The organism is Flavobacterium ardleyense (genome assembly GCF_033547075.1).
GTDB classification, from domain to species: domain Bacteria; phylum Bacteroidota; class Bacteroidia; order Flavobacteriales; family Flavobacteriaceae; genus Flavobacterium; species Flavobacterium ardleyense_A.
On record NZ_CP137891.1, the window covers coordinates 2,180,225 to 2,199,554 of the forward strand.

A 19,330-nucleotide genomic window follows, 5' to 3' on the forward strand; every position below is an offset into this window, starting at 1 on the left:
AGATAATATTTTGTATTAAACGGCAGAAATAGCTTAATTCAAATTGATATAAATCAGTTGGGTATAAAGTAATAAGTGCAGTTACGTAACTGAAATCTATGGTATTATTACCAAAACAAAAGCCTGATTCAAATTATGAATCAGGCTTTTGTTTCTTAGTATAATCAAGATCTTACTTTTTATTGAGTCCATTAAACTCTTTAAAGAGCTCTAATAAGTTCATAATTGACTTAACTAAATCGTTTGTCTCTAATAGCAAAGCAAAATATAGTTTGCTATTTTTTGGACTTGTTTCTGTAGTTCTAATTCGAGTGATTTGTTTCGAAATTAATTCAGAAACGGTATCCAAAAGTACTTGTTTGTCGTTTAGGATAAGATCAATTTTATGAAAATCTTCCGTTTTAAAACTGTCTTCCATCAACTGTAATAAGTGTTGCACTTGCAGATCTACCTTTTTCAGATCTCTAATCTGATTAAACTTTAATGGCTTGTGATTGTTATTCACGTGAGAATAACTGGTGGCCGTAAGAAAATCAATAGACTGAACCATGTCTTGCAGATAGCCAAGAATTAATATGTAAAATTTACTAGCTTCTACTGAATTATCGTCAAGATTTTTGATGAAATAGAAAACATTGCTTTTAAGTTCATCAATTTCTTTCTCTAATTTCTTCTGATCTTTCTTATTCTGTTTTAGTTTAGGTAGATCGTGCAAGCTAAGATTATCAATCACATTTGAATATAGGGCGCTAGTTTTCTTGAATACTTTTGAAATCTGAGCTGAGCTTTCAGTGATCATTTCGTTGACCGTACCGATATCTTCCTTATTCAAAATTTTCGTTTGTTCCTCGATTGCAACTTTTTCTTTATGCTTGCGCGAACTTCTGTAGAGCATAATTGCGAGCATTAGAAGCAATCCTACGAAAGCAAAAACTTCTCCTACCTTAAGAATGTAGGCGATAATTAATGCAAGTACAAAGGCGACAATCGCAGTAAAAAACCAACCTCCAATAACTTTAAAAACTCCAGCAATTCTGTATACAGCACTTTCTCGATCCCACGCTCTGTCTGCGAATGATGTTCCCATTGCAACCATAAAGGTAACATAGGTTGTAGATAAAGGCAATTTTAGAGATGTTCCAATGGCAATCAATATACTAGCGACCATCAGGTTTACAGAAGCACGAACCATATCAAAAGCGGGTTCATCGACAGATTTTTTTGTAGATTTTACAACGCTTTCAAAGCGGCGGTCAATTTTAATCTGTAACTTTTTAGGCAAGAAGAAATTGATTCCTTCGCCAATATAAACTCCAAATCTAACAATAATCCTCGAGGCGTTGTTTGGCGAAAACTTCTCTACACCATCACCTTGTCTTGATAAATTTACACCAGTTTCGATAACGCTCTTGGCCTTCTTTGAAGTCCAAAGTGTGATAACCATAATAACGCCCGCTAATAATAAAAAGTAGAATGGGGCAACAATATCGTCGTTTGCCAAGGCGCCCATCATAAAGGTATCGCCAGAAACGCCACTTCCATTAAAAATCTCGTAAGAGTTGAATGCTGCAATTGGTACTCCAATAAAATTCACCAAGTCATTACCAGCAAAGGCTAGAGCGAGTGCAAAAGTTCCGATAATTATAATTACTCTAAGTATGTTAATTTTAAAGTAACTTATAAGAATTTGCGAAAGAACTGTAAAAAACACAAAATTACCTCCTAAGAGTAGAAACTGATGTTTGTCAATCCAAACAAATTGCTCCTTAGAAATAAATGAAACACCCTTTAAACCCTTTATTAAAATAAAAAATGTAATTGCCGAAATGGCTACTCCACCGAAAATAGCTCCAAAATATTTCAACTTTTTCTCGTAGTGGAAAGTAAAAATTAATCTTGAAATATATTGCACCAAGCTACCTACTGCAAATGATAAGAGTACCGAAAGCAGAATACTATATACAATTGCCGAGGCTTTTTCTGTATTTATATAGGCTCCCAAGGTACTGAAAGAATCATTTGTTATATAAATGTTATAGAGTGCAAGACATACTGCCGCTCCCAAAAGTTCGAATATAATAGAAACTGTCGTGGAAGTTGGAAGGCCTAGGGAGTTAAAAACATCGAGTAGTAAGATATCGGTAATCATTACTGCTAGAAAGATGATCATCACATCGTTAAAGCTAAACATACTGGGAACAAAAATTCCGCTTCGCGCAATTTCCATCATTCCACTGGAAAACATAGCTCCAATGAGCACTCCGGCGCTTGCTACAATCATTGTAGTTTTAAATGAAATAGCTTTTGATCCTATTGCAGAATTCAAAAAGTTTACGGCGTCATTGCTCACGCCAACCATCAGATCGATGATCGCCAAAATTCCCAGCGCAATCAACATAATCACATAAATCTGCTCCATTTTTTAATGAGGTTTAATTTTGTACAAAAGTCTTATAACAAATTGAGGTTTATGTTACCTTAATGTTATTAAAAGATGTATTTGATGTTTCGAAGAGTAAAATGGTTCTTCGCGATTTTACTTGGGAAGCTGCTTATTTTATGAATTGTTATGTATTGTAGAATTATTTGCAAGAGCGGAAATGGCAGAATATGGTCTAGTGATTGTATATTTTGGCTGATTTACGAGATCTTGCGGCAGCGATGGGAGCGGCATCCTTTGCTGCTAAAAAGTATATGTTATGAAAAATGGATAATCGATACTGTCTTTTGCAAAGGAGAATTGAAGGCAGCAAAGATACAGTGGACAGCGCGGTGCTGCTGGTAGGAACGCTCCAGCAGCAGCTGCCATATTACTAACGAGGATATTCTATAAAAAATCAAATTTTGTCAGGACCGAATTTGCCTTCCACAATTGCTTAATGATGTAAATCACTCTCAAAGATTGTGCGAACAAGGTTTGTAGATAAGGGTTTGCACAGCGATCCACTCACGAGAGGATTAAGGTCGGCCTTCTCTTTATCACGAGAATCAATGGATGAAGTGAGAACATAAATTACAAAATTCTCGATTAAATGTGCCGGGAAATTTTTAAAAATATCCAAAAAATCCCAAGCATTCAAAATTGGCATATTAATATCCAAAAATAACACTGTTGATTTGCAGGTATTTTGATCGGCGTAGGACTGCTCTATAAATTTGAGTGCAGTTTCGGGATTGCTAAAAGTTTTAATTTCGGTGTTTGGCGAAAATCTGCGCAACGCAAATTCGCAAATCATATTGCTCGTTGCATCATCATCAACAACCATAAAACGCTGCGGTATTTTCATAAGATATTGATTTTATACTATTTTTTTTGAACGTTGATCGGAATTGGTGTATGATTATAAATATTTTTAAATCGTGGATTTTGAACCGAGTTGTTTTTACAAAATCATTCTCTAAAACATACAATATTTTCAAACTCGATAGTAAAGGTAGTTCCTAAATCTACTTCACTTTGGATGGAAATTCTACCGCCTAGGGATTCTATCTGAGTTTTAACCATATACAATCCCATACCTTTGCCCTCTGTATCGGTATGAAATCGTTTGTAAAGACCAAAAACTTGGTCACCTTTGGCTTTTAAGTCAATACCTCTTCCATTATCTTTAAAAACTAAGACAAGATAGCCTCGAGAGGTGTCGGCACTTATACTTATTTGCGCATCGCAGTCATTTTGTCGGTATTTAATGCTGTTGGATATCAGATTATAAAATATACTGTGGATATAACTTTTGATTATAATAGCTTCTTCCATCTGCGAGAAATCGGTAGTAATAACGACGCCTCTTTCTTCGATCAAGTCGTTGATACTTAGTTTAATATTATGTACTAAATCATAAAAATTCACCGTTTCTTTTCGCTCATTGATCTCCCGTTTGGTTTGCAGAATAGAATTTAAATCGACAATTACATTTTCTAATCGCTTCACGTCACTACTGAGTGCTTCGGTTAGCATTAATTTTAATTCATCGTTGTGAGTTTCGTCCTTTAATTCTTCGGCAAGTCCGATAATATTTGCAACGGGAGCTCGAAGATTGTGCGAAATAATATAGGAGAATTGTTCCAAATCTTTGTTGCGTTGGGTGATATCAGATATCATTTTTGCCCGCTCATTTTCTGCCTTTTTCTCGTTGGTCAAATCTCGAAGAATTCCGTAAATATTTAAAGGGTTTCCATTACTGTCAAATTCAAACTTCCATTCTGATAAGGCATAGCCCAACTCACCATCTTTTCTGGTAAACCGAAAATCAAATGACGAATCTATTTGATTAGGAAAGGCATCGGCCATAATTTTAATAGCGTGAGCCCGATCATCGCGATGCACGAATCGTAAAAATGCATCAACCGATGGTTTTACACTCTCGTCGATCTCCAAAATTCTATAAAATTCGGCAGACCACGTTTGCTCATTATTTCTTATATTTATTTCCCAACTTCCAACATGAGCCATCAGTTGTGCAATATTTAGTCTTGCCTCACTTCTCATTACTTCTTCGATAGCATTTTTCCTCTCGGTAATGTCCTGAAAACTGCCGTAAATTTTACTGCATTTCCCATTAATAAAAACCGCATTGCCAATAGTTCTAGCCCATTTTAGATTCCCTTTAAAGGTGGTTAATTGCAATTCTTCATCCCAAGGTGTTCCGTCTTTTATACATTGCAAAACACGCTGAGAAATTGTTTTTTTATTCGCACCTTCTTTAAAATAACCAATACCAGTTTTAAGATCGGGAATAAAATCTGGTTCTGCTTCTCTAATTTCTTTGGTAATATCCGACCAAAAAACCGTTCCATTAACAACGTCAATTTCCCAACTTCCAATTCTTGCCAGTCGGTTTGATTTCTCTAATAAATTTTCCAAATGCTTCTTTTCGGTAATATTAGAAAGCATTCCTAGTGAACCCATAAATTTTCCTGCGTGATCAAAAATTGGTGTGGCGGATACATTGGTAAGAATATCTTCTCCTTTCTTAGAGACAAATGTGAGTTGAAAATTTTCGGACTTTCCTTTTTTTCTACTTTCCAAAGCCAATACAGCTCTCTTTTTCGATTCATTACTCATAAAGTGAGTATGTTTTCTGCCAAAAATTTGTTTTTCCGTAAATCCCAAAATTTCGCAGATCTTCTTATTGACAAAAGTTGTGCGGCTATTTTTATCGAGCACCCAAATTCCTTCTTGAGCTGTTTCTAAAATAAGACGGTACTGTTTCTCGCTCGCTTCAATTCGTTTTCTAGATTCAACTTGCTCGGTTACATCATTTATAAAAAACATAATGCCATCTATTTCGCCGCTGCTGTTGCGATAGGCTGTATAAACATAGTTTACGTAATGATCGATTAGTTTACCATCTTTAGCAGTATCAAGATGAACCAGAATTTCTTCGCCAATAAACGGCTTTCCTGTGACAAAAACGGAGTCAAGAATTTTTACAAATCCTTGTTCAATTACTTCAGGTAAAACCTCGAATACTGTTTTCCCTATAATATTTTGTCGCTTTATCAACTTGAGATAAAATGGATTTGCCATTTCAAAAATATGATTTGGCCCTTTCAGAAGTCCAACTGCTGCGGGTGCTTTTTGGAAAATATCGTAGAATTGATTGCGTTCCTTTTCCAAGGCCATCTCCAATCTTTTTCTTTCTGTAACATCTTTTCCCACACAGTACATTAAGTTATGCCCTTCATTGTATCTAATTGACCATAATATAGGAAAAGCATTTCCATTTTTGGCTAAGCATCTATTTTCAAATAGTGTAATTTGCTCTCCATTGATAATTTGGTTAAAAGTGCTTATGGTCAATTCTACATCATCTTTATGTACGAAATCAATAAAACCTACACCTATCAAATCCGACCGTAAATAGCCAAAAATATCTTCGACTGCATAGTTTAATGTCACAAATTTACCTTCTCGGTTTATTGTACAAATTACATCTAAAGATGAATCGACAATCGTGGTTAATTCCGCAAGTTTATTTTCTAATTCAGTAGTCGACTTGTCCCCGAAAGTTTTTTTTGTAATGTTTTGGTGGGTAATTACGAGTTTCGACGCATCTTCAGAAAGTCGAAAAACACAAAGGAGATAGGTTTTATCACCCTGTAAAGAGTGGCAAGTGTATTCTAATTCAAACTTTGGCTGTGAGGTATTAAAGGCGTCGAGAATTTTATCTAATACAGATTCTAGAGTAATATCATTTAAAATGATTGCATTTCTACAAACATCAAAATAATTGCTGCCAATCCAAGAATCGGAGAGGAGCAAAGCACCGTCGCGCTTCTCAAATTCATCCTCAGTTTTATTCACCGAAACTAAAATTCCTTCCTCGTCGACAACTGCTACGTGTAGATTTAGATTTGCAAGGACACTATTGGCAACATTGTACTCATCTGGAAAATTCTTTCTGTAATTTTTATACTGATGCTGGCCTGTTGCAGGTTTAGCCTTACTAGGCTGCTCACTTTTATGATTACTAATATTCAAAGTAGGTCTTTTGTATTATAAATTATTTAATGGCAAGTAACCGAAATTTCATGCTATCAAATTTTCAAAACTTAATTGTCAAATGAGGCAATTTGCACAACCGTCAGAAAGCTAGCAAGATAATAAATTTTTTTCTTACAAAATCCCGGTCCAATCGTGGCATTTTAATATTTAGCGAGGTGGCTTCAACGAAATACTACCAAAACTTATAGCCGATAAAACTCTAATGAATTACAAATTAGTATGTTGTAGGTGTTATTTCCTTTAAAATGCAATCAATTGTAGCCTACATTTAATTGTGTTTACAAATGAGAATTATACAATAAAAGATATAACTTTTCTTATTTTTTTTATTTTGGGCGGCTTGTGGCTGTTTCATTCTTCACAGCCACAACCGGGCCATCCACTGTATCTTTGCTGCTACAACTTGTTCACATTAAAGATAATTGCGTCGCTTCCACCATCTATCCACTTCCAGATTGGCAGCAAAGGATGCCGCTCCTGTCCCTGCCGCATAAAAACCTACTAAATAACAAAATTTAGTTTATATAGAAATAGTTGCAGGTAATGTATTTAATAACACAAAAAGCAATAGAAAATGTAATAAAATAGAAATTAATTTATTAAAATCTAAAGTAAAAAGTACTAGCTTAGCTTCCTGAAAAAAACAGTAATTGCGAGTAAATCCAAATTTATGAAGGAAGGCATCATTAATCAGACTTACGAAGTCATAGTAAGAGAATTTCAAACCATTACAACTATCTTTTACGCCTTAACCGTTGGAATAGGAATGCTGTTTAATTATAAAAAGTTTGCTGAATTTGGAATAAACATATTTGACTATGCCGATGTTTTCGACTTTTTGATTGCGCCTTTTTCAGATTATAGAATTGTTGTCTTTGCTTTGCTGTCAATGGTAGTGCCATATCTTTTGTATATGCTCGACAATTATCTTAAAAAAAATCACGCTGAATTTTATAAAAAGATAAATATTGGATTCGGCGAAAAGATATGGTATCAAAATTTGATGAAATTCTCATATATATTTCTAATCCTATTTTATGTTTATATTTCCGCCAAGATTTATGGAACAGTCTCAAAATATCAAATTGTAAAGCAATCACCAATTGAAGTTCGTTTTTCTGACAACGAAATCAAAAAAGGAATTATGATTGGCAAAACGAAGGATGTTATTTTCTTGCTAAGGAACGACAAAGTAGAGGCGGTACCAATAACTTCTTTGGTCAAGGAAATTCAGGTTATGAAGGGATTTACGGTTAAGAAGAACTGATATTTTTTTGATCTTTTCTAGCATTGTAGAAGCCAAAAAAAATGGTTTAGGAAAATTTGTATATGTTTTTACAAACAAAAATTTATCTTTTTGCTGCTGTTATTTCGAAAATCGGATGAAAAATAAAGAACTAGAATTTAATAAACATTCTACTTTATTTTTGATTTTGAAATATGGGATAAGGTGAGGGAGCTGACTGTACATCATCTGTAAAAGACTCCTATACCTTCTTACTTTCTGTTCCCATCCATCTATCCCAAAAAGTAAAATGCAAGCCATAATTTGTAATGAATTTTTTGTGATGATAGTGATGATGAGTTGCATCGATACAAAGTTTTCCAATCCAACTTTTTCTGAAAAATTCAGGATAAATTTCAATATCCAAGTGGTTGATCACGCTGCTGAATGTCATAAATATCAAATAAAATAGCAGCACGTAAACATTGACCGGTAAAAAGATTAGTATTAAAGGAACAATCACTGCTTCGAGAATACTTTCCCAAGGATGAAACGAGAAGGCGGTCCACGGACTTGGACTGAGACTTTGATGGTGTACTTTGTGGGCTCTCTTGTAGATTTGTGGAATATGCATCGCCCTATGTAGCCAGTAATAATAGGTTTCGTGAATCAGCATCATTATCATGAGACTTGCAGGCAAGTACCAATATCCAATGTGTGAAGGATCAAGGTAAATGGCAGTTAAATTATTTTTCCACAAAAAATATGTGATAGTTCCAACAAAAGCAAATATCACAGAAGAAATGACACTCCAAGCAATTTCTTTTTTGATCTGCTTTCTGTTTGCGGGTCTTCGGCTCATAATTCTAGCCGATTCTGAACTTTTTTGAAGTTTAAAATAGTATACCTAGAAAGTTCCTGCTGTTGCAAAATAGCGAAGGAGTAGAACAGCGAAGAAAATCAAAAAGTATTCTAAAAAAATCAGCATTGTGCGAGAATTGTTAAAAATTAAATATAAGAAATTCTTGCTAGAATAATTGATTTTTAGGCTATTAAAGAAAGGATGTGCTTGTTGGCTGAATTGGTGGATTTACTTATCGGCAATCGAAATCCACCCCGTCCTTCGGGCACACCTCCGGAGGAGGGGAATGGTTTGCGAGTATTATTTAGTAGAGATATTTCCAAATATATTTCTCTAAATCTGCCATAACAGTATATAAGATGTTTTATTCTACCGTCAGATATTCTATATACCCTCAAGCCTAAAAATTCTAAAAAGGGTTGACGATCTTCGACTTTTTTATCGTAGCTGGAGGTATCGATAGAAACGGATAATTATTGTCTATCGCGATCGAAATGCACCCCGCCCTTCGGGCACCCCTCCGGAGGAGTGGAATGTTTGCGGGTATTATTTTGTAGAGAAATTTCCAAATTTATTGCTCTAAATCTGCCATAACAGTATATAATTGATGTTTTATTCTACCGTCAGATATTCTAGATACCTTCAAGCATAAAGATTCTAAAAAGGTTTGACGTTCTAGGTCATCGTATTTTTTCCCTTCGTGGCTGGAGGTAGCGATAAAATTGTTTAATTATTGTCTATCGCGATCGAAATCCACCCCGTCCTTCGGACACCCCTCCGGAGGAGGGGAATGTATTGCGGGTACTATTTTACGGAAAAATTCCCGAATTCCGAAACGATATATTCCTCCAATTCTGCCATAACAGTAAACAAATTATGCTTCACTCTCGAATCAGGAATTCGATAAACTTTTAAACCTAAATCCTTCAAAAAAGTCTCTCTATCTTCATCGAATTCTTCTTTTCCATCGTGACTTGAGCCGTCTATTTCAATCACCAATCCAATTGATTTCACATAGAAATCTACTATAAAATTGCCAATTACTCGCTGTCTATCAAAATCAATTGACCAAAAAGTATTATTCCGAACTTGTAACCAAAAAAGAACTTCTGATAAAACTCCGGCCTTTCTTAACGCTCTTGCACGATTGACAAGTGCTTTATTAGCAGGTAGAATTCCGACAGATCTTCTGTAAATAGGTTTATCGTTAATATAGGTGACTATTTCGCAATTCATAACAAACATTTTTTACAAATTAGAAACGAAATTTACGTGATATTTAACTTTTTTTAAAATTCTATTGGTATAAAATTAATTATAATTTATTGAATAACAATTGATTAACAGCACGTTTTTATTCCCCTCTTTTTAAGAGGGGTGCCCGCAGGGCGGGGTGTTAGCAGAAGCAAATACGAAATTCTCGCTTCAAACTCCAAGCTTACCTTCAGAAACAAACACCTTTACTCAATAATCATGTTAATTAAAAACTTCATTTGTATTCACCGTGTGAGGGATAAAAGCGGCATCCTATTTTATGAGCTTGCGGATGCAAAGCTCATACAATAGATACAGCGGAGAGCCCGACCTATTTCCTGCTCCTTAAAAGCAGGAAATAGGGCACACCCAAAAAAAGAAACGTGAATTTAAAAACCTTAACCTCTAAATAGGAAGAAATCGTCCTTCATATCGTCGATCAAAGAATCATCGTTGGTGATGATGTAATTGATAGCTTTTGTGGTGAATTCATCGCCTTTTTCGGTTAGAGAGACGATGTCGTTATCAATAGTGATAAGATTGTTTTTAAGTGCCAAATTCAGCACGCCTTTGCTACGAATTTTCTGCCAGTTAATGTGTTCGTTTAAGTGATTTACGTGGCGCTCGCGGGTTTCGGTATGATTTTTTAGGTGGAGAATAAATGTAATTAGAGAGATCTCAATTTTCTGCTGTCTTTCACGATATAGAACCGAGATTAATCCTTTGCTAGGTGCAAATAAGTACACAATCAAAAATACAATTCCCAACATTGTTGCGATACTTCCCGCAATTGACGCATCAAAATAGTTCGCCATCCAATAACCTGCAATTGCGCTAAAAACTCCAAAGAAGCAGGCGAGGGCAATCATTTTGATAAGATTTGTAGTCAATAAATACGCCGAAGCAGCGGGAGCAATCATCAACGCCACCACCAAAATCGCACCTACCGCATCAAAAGCGCCAACCGTGGTAACCGACGCCACACTCATCAATCCGTAGTGAATCACTGCGGGCGTGAAGCCTAAAGAGGTGGCAAGTCCAGCGTCAAAAGTACTGATTTTGAGTTCTTTGAAGAAGGCAACTAAGAGTCCTATGGTAATGGTCAAAATAATTCCGATAACCCATAACGATTTGGGACCAAGATCCATATCGTTGTAATAAATTCGATCAAAAGGTGTAAAAGCAAGCTCTCCCAAAAGCACCGCATCGATATCGAGATGGACGTCATTTGCGTATTTTGCAATCATAATTACTCCGATACTAAAGAGAGCAGGGAAGACCAAACCGATGGCAGTATCTTCCTTGACCAGCTTTGTTTGCTGAATTTTTTCAACCAAAACTACGGTCAAAACTCCAGTCAATGCCGCTAATAAAATCAGCAGTGGCGAATTTAGATCTTGGGTGATAAAGAATCCTAAAACTATTCCGGGTAGGATTGAGTGGCTTATGGCATCGCTAATCATCGCCATTTTGCGCAGTACCAAAAAGGTTCCGGGAATCGCGCAGGCAATCGCAACTAAACTTGCTATAAGCTGTATTTCTAATTGTGCGTTAGTCATCCTTGAGGTTTTGATTGTACATATTTTTTGCTGCTTCGACACCTTGAGGCGTCAAACTCCACATATTTCCCTGCAAAGTCACGTAGTTTTTATTAACTAGCTGCTTTAAACCTTTGCGACTGTAACCCTGAAAATCATTCAGCATTTTGATAGCGTGTGGATGCGAAACATCTTCGTGATCTTCGACAATATGGTACATAAATGTCAAGGTTTTTTGAAGCTCTAAATCATTTCGGTTAGTCATCAATCTGATTTGTCTGAATAAAAGTCCACGCTTTGGCGAAAAAATAAAAGAGAATAAAACAAATACCGAAGCCACTAAAACGATTACGGGTCCTGTGGATAAATTATTTTGAGTCGAGCTGATTGCGGTTCCAAAAACTCCGGCACTAGCACCCAAAATAGCCGCTAGAAAAACCATTGTGCTGAGACTATTTGTCCATTGACGTGCTGCTGCGGCTGGAGCCAAAAGCATTGCGCTCATCAATACAACTCCAACAGTTTGCAATCCTAAAACAATTGCAAGCACAATAAAACTGGTAATTAATATGTCGATAAACTTGGTATTGAATCCCAAAGTATGTGCGTACTCTTTATCGAAAAGCAGAATTTTGAATTCCTTCCAGAAGAGTAAGAGCACAACCAGACATAAACCGGTAACGATGCTCATCAACCAAACATCACTTTCGACCAAGGTGGCTGCTTGTCCAAAAAGGTATTTATCCAATCCAGCTTGATTTGCATTGGGTTGCTTCTGAATAAATGTTAGCAACAACATTCCAAAACCAAAAAATACCGAAAGAATTAATCCTAAGGCAGTATCTGATTTTAAATGCGTTTTGGTAGTGATTCCGCGAATCCAAAATGTTCCGAGAAGTCCGCTGATTAAAGCGCCAATCAACAACACATTGGTGTCTTTGGAGCCGGTGATTAGAAATGCAATGGCAATTCCCGGTAAAGCGGCGTGCGAAATAGCATCACCCAGCAAACTCTGCTTGCGCAAAACGGCAAAACTTCCCAACATTCCCGTGACGCCGCCCAAAACGGCAGTTCCCAAAGTAATGGTGCGAAGCGTATAATCGCTAAAAACGAGTTTTATGTATTCAATTATATCCATATTATTTTTGAATACTCACTTTATAATTGATTCCGTAGGTCTTGGTCAGATTTTCGTCGTTGAAGATATCTTTGACGGGGCCGGTCGCGATTTTTTTGACATTTAGAAAAGTCACCCAGTCAAAATATTCAGGAACGGTTTGCAAATCGTGGTGAACCACAATCACTGTCTTGTTGGCTTTGCGGAGTTCTTTCAGGATATTGATAATTGCCACTTCGGTAGTGGCATCAACTCCTTGAAAAGGTTCGTCCATAAAGTATATTTCGGCATCTTGAACTAAAGCTCGAGCTAAGAATATTCGCTGTTGCTGACCTCCAGAAAGTTGAGAAATTTGTCGATCTCGAAAAGAAAGCATTCCAACTTTCTCGAGTGCTTCAAGGGATAATTTCTTTTCTTTTTCGCCCGGACGTTTTATCCAACCCAGACTTCCGTAGGTTCCCATCATCACCACATCTAGCGCGGTAGTTGGGAAATCCCAATCTACAGTGCCCTTTTGAGGAACATAAGCCACTTTCTGTCTTTGTGATTTATACGGCTTTCCAAATATCGAAACACTTCCCGCAATTGGAGTTAGAATTCCCAAAATAGCTTTAATTAAGGTTGATTTTCCCGCACCATTTGGACCAACAATCGCCATCAAGACTCCCTCGGGAATTTGCAAATCAATGTCCCAAAGTACCGGTTTGTAATTGTATGCTACCGTGAGATCGTCTACTTTAACTGCTATTTTTTCCATTATTTTAAGGAGCTAACGATGGTGTGAACATTAAATTTAAACATTCCGATGTATGTTCCTTCTGGAGTTCCAGGATTTCCCAAAGCATCAGAAAACAAGGTTCCGCCAATTACAACATTGTGGTTTTTTGAATTTACCGCGGCTTGCAACGCTTCTACAGTACGTCTAGGAACAGAACTTTCGATAAAAACCGCTTTCACTTTATGGTCAATAATATAGGAAGCCGTTTTCTGAACATCTTGCACTCCAGCTTCGGTAGCGGTCGATAATCCTTGTAATCCAACCACGTCAAACTTATAGGCTTTTCCAAAATAATTAAAGGCATCGTGAGCGGTTACAAGTCGGCGTTTATCTTCAGGTAGAGTTGCTATTTCAGCTTCTATTTCTTCTTTTAGAACTTTTAATTTCTTCAAATATGCGGCAGCATTTGCCTGAAAATATTCTCTATTTTCTGGCATTGCATCTGAGAGTTTGTCCGCTACAAAAACAGTAATTTTCTCCCAATTTGCAACATCAAACCAAATATGTGGGTCATAATTAGAAGCAAATAGGGTGGAACCAATTAAGTCTTTTTTATCCAAAGCATCCGAAACTGCGATCGTATTTACGTTTTGCTTTTGCATCTTCTCAAAAACTTCGACCAGTTTTCCTTCCAAGTGAAGTCCGCTGTAGAGAATCATATCGGCGTTAAAAAGTTTAGAAACATCGCCCTCGCTCGCTTTATAAAGATGCGGATCCACACCAGCACCCATCAGTCCTTGCACAACAACTTTGTCGCCACCGATATTTTCAACAAGATCAGTAATCATTGAAGTGGTGGTCACAATATGGAATTTTCCGTCCGTGGGTTTGTCACTTTTACAACTTAAAAACGTCGCGCAAACTAGAGCAATAAGTATCAATTGTTTCATATTCTAACATTTATGGCGAAGTTATAAAAAAAAGCTGGTTTTGAACTTTTTTTTAGTCATAACTAAAAATTAAAGTTAGTCTCTCGAAATTCCGAGATTATATCACTTTTGTGTGCGTGTTTTTTTAGATTTCTCGACCAGATGTTTGCTAGTCAATTCACAACCTACGACACATATATCTTAAGTATTCGATATCCAAAAATGATCTTCTCTTAACTATTGTAATCTCAAACATCAAGCTTATGCTACTAACCTTTAACTATTAGAAAGTTCTCAATCAAGCCAGTAAAAATTTGACCATTTCCTAATTAGCTATTTATAACTCTCTTAATTTCAGTTAAGAAGTCATGAGACACATGAAATTTCAACACGACGTAAAAAAAAGACTGCTTTGTCTTAATATTTGTATGAATATTATTTTTTCAATCATCTTAAAATTATATCTTTGTGTAAAAATATAATAATATGAAAAATTTTAGAATCAACATTTTAGGTGTAGTAGCTCTAGGTTTATTGTCTTTAACTTCATGTAAAGATGACAAGAAAGTCGAAGGAGAAGATACTATCGTAGTAACAGAAGACGTTGTAACTCCAGCAGAAATGGGGACTATAGAGGTTACTTTAAATTCAGATGACGCTATGAAATTTGATACATCAGAAATCAAAGTTAAGGAAGGCCAAACTGTAATTTTAACATTAAATCATACAGGAAAATTACCAGAAGCAGCAATGGGACATAACTTCGTATTGCTAAAACAGGGAGTTGTAATGGCTGATTTTGCAACTGCAGCAATTGCAGCAAAGGATAATGAGTACATTCCAAATGACGGAAAAGACGTTATCGCACATACTGAAACAATCGGTGGCGGGGAAAGTACAAAAATCACTTTTACTGCTCCAGCAAAAGGAACTTATGATTTCTTATGTACGTTCCCAGGTCATTATTCAATGATGAACGGTAAGTTTATCGTAGAATAAATTTTGATCTAATTTCCTATATTCGCACGAGTTAGGAAGATTTATAATAAATTAAAGAGGACTTTTAGTCCTCTTTTTTTATTTACGCTATTCTCTTAGTAATGTAAAATATTTTTGAGGCTTTCGCCAAAAGACTTCAACTCAATAGATATCTTTTGCAAAATAAGGTCGACATAAATTTGATTCAGATCACGCATGGTGAAAAGTTCCTTTCTGATGATATAGTGCTCGAAGATCAAGGAACGATTCTGTCGAACTAATATTACTCCTGTATTAAAAGAAAATTTAAAAATTTAGAAAAGAATTATTTGAATCATTTCTCACCGTATTTTAATCTTTTTGCTAAATATAAACAGAACATTCGTACATTAGAATCTGAATTTAAAAGTGATATTTAATGAATAAATTCCAAAGCCTTCTCGACGAATACAGCGAGAGCCATCAAAATCAGACCAACAAATTTATCCATTGGATTTGTGTTCCACTAATTTTTTGGTCAATCATAGCTGTTTTTTACTCTGTACCAAATGCGCTTCTAAAAGAGTCGATTGGCAATTACTTCTTAGCAAATTGGGCGGTTATTTTATTAATTCCCGTCGTATTATACTATTTTTCTTTATCGACAACAATCGCTACAGGAATGGTTGTTTTTATAAGTTTTTGCTTATTTATTTCTGAAATAATTTTGATAAATTCCGATTTTCCATTGTGGGGAATCGCAATTATAGTTTTCATTATTTCCTGGATAGGTCAATTTTACGGTCATAAAATAGAAGGGAAGAAACCGTCTTTCTTAAAGGATATTCAATTTCTACTGATTGGTCCAGCTTGGCTGATGCATTTTATTTTCAGACGAATTGGAATTAAGTATTAATTGAAATTTAAGTCTAGTCCACTTTACCTTGGATTGCCAAGTAAATGGTAAGTTAAGTCCAAATTCTAAATTTAAATAAACTCATAATGAGAGATTTAAAAGAGATAGCCAAACTCTTTTTAAAACTTGGCATAATCGGATTTGGTGGCCCTGCCGCGCACATCGCAATGATGCAAGATGAAGTAGTGGTCAAAAGAAAGTGGCTAAGTGAGCAAGAATTTCTAGATATGATAGGAGCCACTAATCTAATTCCAGGTCCCAATAGTACCGAAATGGCAATTCATATTGGTCATGAAAGAGGCGGATGGAGGGGCTTGATCGTTGCAGGTTTATGTTTCATTTTACCAGCTGTTTTGATTACGGGAATCTTTGCTTGGCTTTATAAATTATATGGTCAGCTGCCAGAAGTGCAGCCTTTTGTCTACGGAATCAAGCCCGCAATTATCGCAATTATTCTTGGCGCAATATTTCCATTAGCGAAAAAATCATTAAAATCATTGCAATTAATAATTTTAGGAATTCTGGTTTTAATTGGCGCATTGTTCGGAATAAGCGAAATATATTTGATGTTTGGTGCTGGAATAGTCGCCTTAACTTTGGCTTATGCTCAACAAGGGAATTCGTCGAAATTATCAATTTTTTTCCCTATTTCATTAGCGAGCATCCAAACTACTGCAATCGTTTCGGCAACTAATACCAGCTTGTTTTGGATTTTTCTTAAAATTGGAGCAGTGCTTTATGGTAGTGGGTATGTCCTATTTGCATTTCTTGACACAGAGCTTGTGGTTACCGGCTTACTGAGCAGAAGGGAACTTATCGATGCAATTGCGGTTGGTCAACTAACTCCCGGACCTGTTTTCTCTTCTGTAACTTTTGTGGGCTATCAGATTAACGGACTCGCTGGAGCTGTTGTTTCTACCATTGCCATTTTCATTCCTTCATTTTTATTCGTAGCCTTGTTGAATCCGATGGTGAAAATGATGCGAAATTCTAAAATATTTTCAGCATTTTTAGACGCCGTAAATGTGGCTTCCGTTGCATTAATTGTTGCAGTTTCTTTTGAAATGGGAAAAGATGCAATTACAGATTGGCGCACCATTCTAATTGCTGTAATCAGTGTTGCAATTGCTTTTGGATACAGAAAAGTAAATTCAGCATTTGTAGTTATAGGCGGCTCGTTGATGGGTTATTTATTGACAATGCTTTAAGCATCACTTTTTTAATTTTGCGAAATTTGCCGTGAGTAATGAAATAAAGGCTATGAATGAATAGATAAAAATTAGATTAAATTAAAAATAGGCGTTGTATATTGAACATTCAATTATTATAAATAGTACTTAGATTTCTGTGATATGAAAACTCCCATAATAGACCTCCATTGCGATTTACTTTCCTATCTAAACCGCCCAAACTCCGATATCAATAATACAGATGATATTGGTTGCGCAATTCCCTATCTAAAACAAGGAAATGTAAAGTTGCAAGTGATGGCAATTTTCGCAGCAACCGAAGCACAAAGTCATCAAAAAGGAATTGAACAAAGTAAAATTTTTCAAAGTATATCCTCAAACAATGCCGATTTGTATCACTTTGGAAAAGATCATTTAGAAAATTTTGATCAAAAAGAGAATATCGGAATACTAGCTTCCTTAGAAAATGCTTCAGCTTTTTGTGATGAAGAACAGCCCTTAACAAAAGGCTTCGAAAACTTGGAACGCATAATCGACAACGTTGGAAACTTATTCTACATCGGATTAACTCATCATCTAGAAAATAGATTTGGTGGCGGAAATTTCTCAAAAGCTGGATTAAAAGATGACGGTAAATCTCTGCTCGATTATCTGCATAACAAGCAGATTGCAGTAGATTTTTCGCACACTTCGGATGCGTTGGCTTATGGTATTTTAGATTATATTTCGAAGAAAAACATAAACATTCCCATTCTTGCAAGTCACTCCAACTACCGACAAATCTTTGACCATCCTCGAAATCTCCCAGATGATATTGCCAAAGAAATTATTAGCCGTCAGGGGTTAATTGGACTAAATTTGTTCGTGCGTTTGTAAATAGTGAGCATCCTGAGACATTATTAGAACATATAAACCACGGATTAGAAATTGGTGGCCAAAAGTCTGTCGCGTATGGTGCCGACTTTTTCTATACCAAAAGCCATCCAGACAAAACTAGAATTCCGTTTTATCACAAAGAACACGAAAATTCTGCTTCTTACCCCGCAATAAACGCCCAAATCGAAAGAAATTTTGGAGTTGACATTTGCAATAAAGAAAGTTATAAAAATGCAATAGATTTCTTGACTAGACTTTGGACATAGTTGTTTTCTGATCGATACTATTGAATATGTGAAAACTTATCACATAAAAGTTTACTTTAGTTACAATTACACTTCCACTCTTAAAATTAAGATTACATCTAAGAAGTAAAATAAGAAAATATGAAATACTTACTGTTCCTGCTCACCATCTGGGTCACAAATGCAACGGCTCAAAACGGTCTAAAGTTCGAGAAACGCTTTGTACAAAGTGAAGATGCATGGGTTGCCTTTCCCGTCGATAGTACTGGCGCATTTCCATTTGGTTTCATATATATTGATGCGGAAGCTGGATTGACGCTCGATTATGGTGGAACTTTTAAGATCGATAAAAACGGAAAATTTCTAAAAGAGAAAGTGGAAGAGGAGCACTCGATCAAATACAGGCTGCAACCGAATAATGTTTTAGTGGCATTGATTCCAGAAACTAATTTTGGAGATTTAAATATCCAAGCGGTACCAGAGTGGTTGAAGTTTTACAAAAAAGACCAAGGATCTGTAGAGCACTTATATCGTAGGGGGTTTCTCTATAATGGCTATGGCGAATGCGAGAAAGCTTTAGAATATCTAGAGAAGGCAAACAAGTTGAACCCTAATTTTAAAGGTCTTGCAGTAGAACTTGCGTACTCCTACAATTGCCTAGCGCGTTATGAGAGTGCTATTAAAATTTTGCAAACAGCCCTAAAAACGACGCCCGAAGATGCCTATACAAACAAAGAACTAATATTTGCACAAGCAAAATTGGAAAAACTCGAAGATGCGGCAAACATCTTCAGGAAGACTTCAAAATTTCCAGATAAGACTTACAATGCTGAAAATGCTTATAATATTTTGCAAGGCTATTATCTCCTAAAAGACAAAAAGAACTTTTCTAAATGGTGGGAAGAGACAAAAGATTATATTTCTAGTAATCAGCAATTTTTAACAAATGCCGAATTTATGAAAAAAGACTTGCTATAAACTTTCTGGTAGAACAG

At 35.9% G+C, this 19,330-nt stretch carries 15 protein-coding genes; 6 read left to right on the plus strand and 9 right to left on the minus strand.

Features of this window, described 5'->3' with window-relative positions:
• Positions 1–172 precede the first annotated feature (172 nt).
• From SBO79_RS09380 to SBO79_RS09390, 3 genes are all read right to left on the minus strand, one after another.
• Complete coding sequence (locus tag SBO79_RS09380) at positions 173–2,419, minus strand: inorganic phosphate transporter (protein WP_318640160.1); 2,247 nt, start codon at positions 2,417–2,419, stop codon at positions 173–175.
• A gap of 457 nt (positions 2,420–2,876) precedes the next feature.
• Positions 2,877–3,287: a response regulator gene (locus SBO79_RS09385; protein WP_318640161.1), complete on the minus strand. Its 411-nt coding sequence runs from the start codon at positions 3,285–3,287 to the stop codon at positions 2,877–2,879.
• A 104-nt stretch (positions 3,288–3,391) separates the two neighbouring features.
• Complete coding sequence (locus SBO79_RS09390; RefSeq protein WP_318640162.1) at positions 3,392–6,484, minus strand: PAS domain-containing sensor histidine kinase; 3,093 nt, start codon at positions 6,482–6,484, stop codon at positions 3,392–3,394.
• A gap of 694 nt (positions 6,485–7,178) precedes the next feature.
• Here SBO79_RS09390 and SBO79_RS09395 point away from each other — a divergent pair.
• A complete protein-coding gene (locus SBO79_RS09395; protein ID WP_318640163.1) occupies positions 7,179–7,775 on the plus strand; it encodes a hypothetical protein in 597 nt (198 codons plus the stop codon).
• 220 nt (positions 7,776–7,995) lie between these two features.
• On the opposite strand, the gene SBO79_RS09400 is transcribed toward SBO79_RS09395, so the two are convergent.
• From SBO79_RS09400 to SBO79_RS09425, 6 genes are all read right to left on the minus strand, one after another.
• Positions 7,996–8,595: a sterol desaturase family protein gene (locus SBO79_RS09400; RefSeq protein ID WP_318640164.1), complete on the minus strand. Its 600-nt coding sequence runs from the start codon at positions 8,593–8,595 to the stop codon at positions 7,996–7,998.
• Between the two features lie 804 nt (positions 8,596–9,399).
• Positions 9,400–9,831 (minus strand): endonuclease domain-containing protein, encoded by a 432-nt coding sequence (locus tag SBO79_RS09405; RefSeq protein ID WP_318640165.1) that lies wholly within the window; start codon positions 9,829–9,831, stop codon positions 9,400–9,402.
• Positions 9,832–10,247: 416 nt separating this feature from the next.
• A complete protein-coding gene (locus SBO79_RS09410) occupies positions 10,248–11,408 on the minus strand; it encodes a metal ABC transporter permease (RefSeq protein WP_318640166.1) in 1,161 nt (386 codons plus the stop codon).
• A complete protein-coding gene (locus SBO79_RS09415; RefSeq protein ID WP_318640167.1) occupies positions 11,401–12,525 on the minus strand; it encodes a metal ABC transporter permease in 1,125 nt (374 codons plus the stop codon). Before SBO79_RS09415 ends, SBO79_RS09410 begins: the two co-directional genes overlap by 8 nt.
• Position 12,526: 1 nt before the next feature.
• Entirely contained in the window at positions 12,527–13,261 is a 735-nt protein-coding gene (locus SBO79_RS09420) for a metal ABC transporter ATP-binding protein (protein WP_318640168.1), read from the minus strand.
• Positions 13,261–14,172, minus strand: a complete 912-nt coding sequence (locus SBO79_RS09425) for a metal ABC transporter solute-binding protein, Zn/Mn family (protein WP_318640169.1) — start codon at positions 14,170–14,172, stop codon at positions 13,261–13,263. Before SBO79_RS09425 ends, SBO79_RS09420 begins: the two co-directional genes overlap by 1 nt.
• A 465-nt stretch (positions 14,173–14,637) precedes the next feature.
• Here SBO79_RS09425 and azu point away from each other — a divergent pair, with 465 nt between their 5' ends.
• The 5 genes from azu to SBO79_RS09450 all read left to right on the plus strand — a co-directional run bounded on the left by azu (position 14,638) and on the right by SBO79_RS09450 (position 19,313).
• The gene (gene azu, locus SBO79_RS09430) at positions 14,638–15,150 is read left to right on the plus strand and encodes an azurin (RefSeq protein ID WP_318640170.1); all 513 of its coding nucleotides are present in this window, start codon (positions 14,638–14,640) and stop codon (positions 15,148–15,150) included.
• 397 nt (positions 15,151–15,547) lie between these two features.
• On the plus strand, positions 15,548–16,024 hold the full coding sequence (locus SBO79_RS09435; RefSeq protein WP_318640171.1) for an Mpo1 family 2-hydroxy fatty acid dioxygenase: 477 nt from the start codon (positions 15,548–15,550) through the stop codon (positions 16,022–16,024).
• 86 nt (positions 16,025–16,110) lie between these two features.
• A complete protein-coding gene (gene chrA / locus SBO79_RS09440; protein ID WP_318640172.1) occupies positions 16,111–17,232 on the plus strand; it encodes a chromate efflux transporter in 1,122 nt (373 codons plus the stop codon).
• 144 nt (positions 17,233–17,376) lie between these two features.
• Entirely contained in the window at positions 17,377–18,090 is a 714-nt protein-coding gene (locus SBO79_RS09445; RefSeq protein ID WP_318640173.1) for a dipeptidase, read from the plus strand.
• A gap of 386 nt (positions 18,091–18,476) precedes the next feature.
• A complete protein-coding gene (locus SBO79_RS09450; RefSeq protein ID WP_318640174.1) occupies positions 18,477–19,313 on the plus strand; it encodes a tetratricopeptide repeat protein in 837 nt (278 codons plus the stop codon).
• Positions 19,314–19,330: the final 17 nt, after the last annotated feature.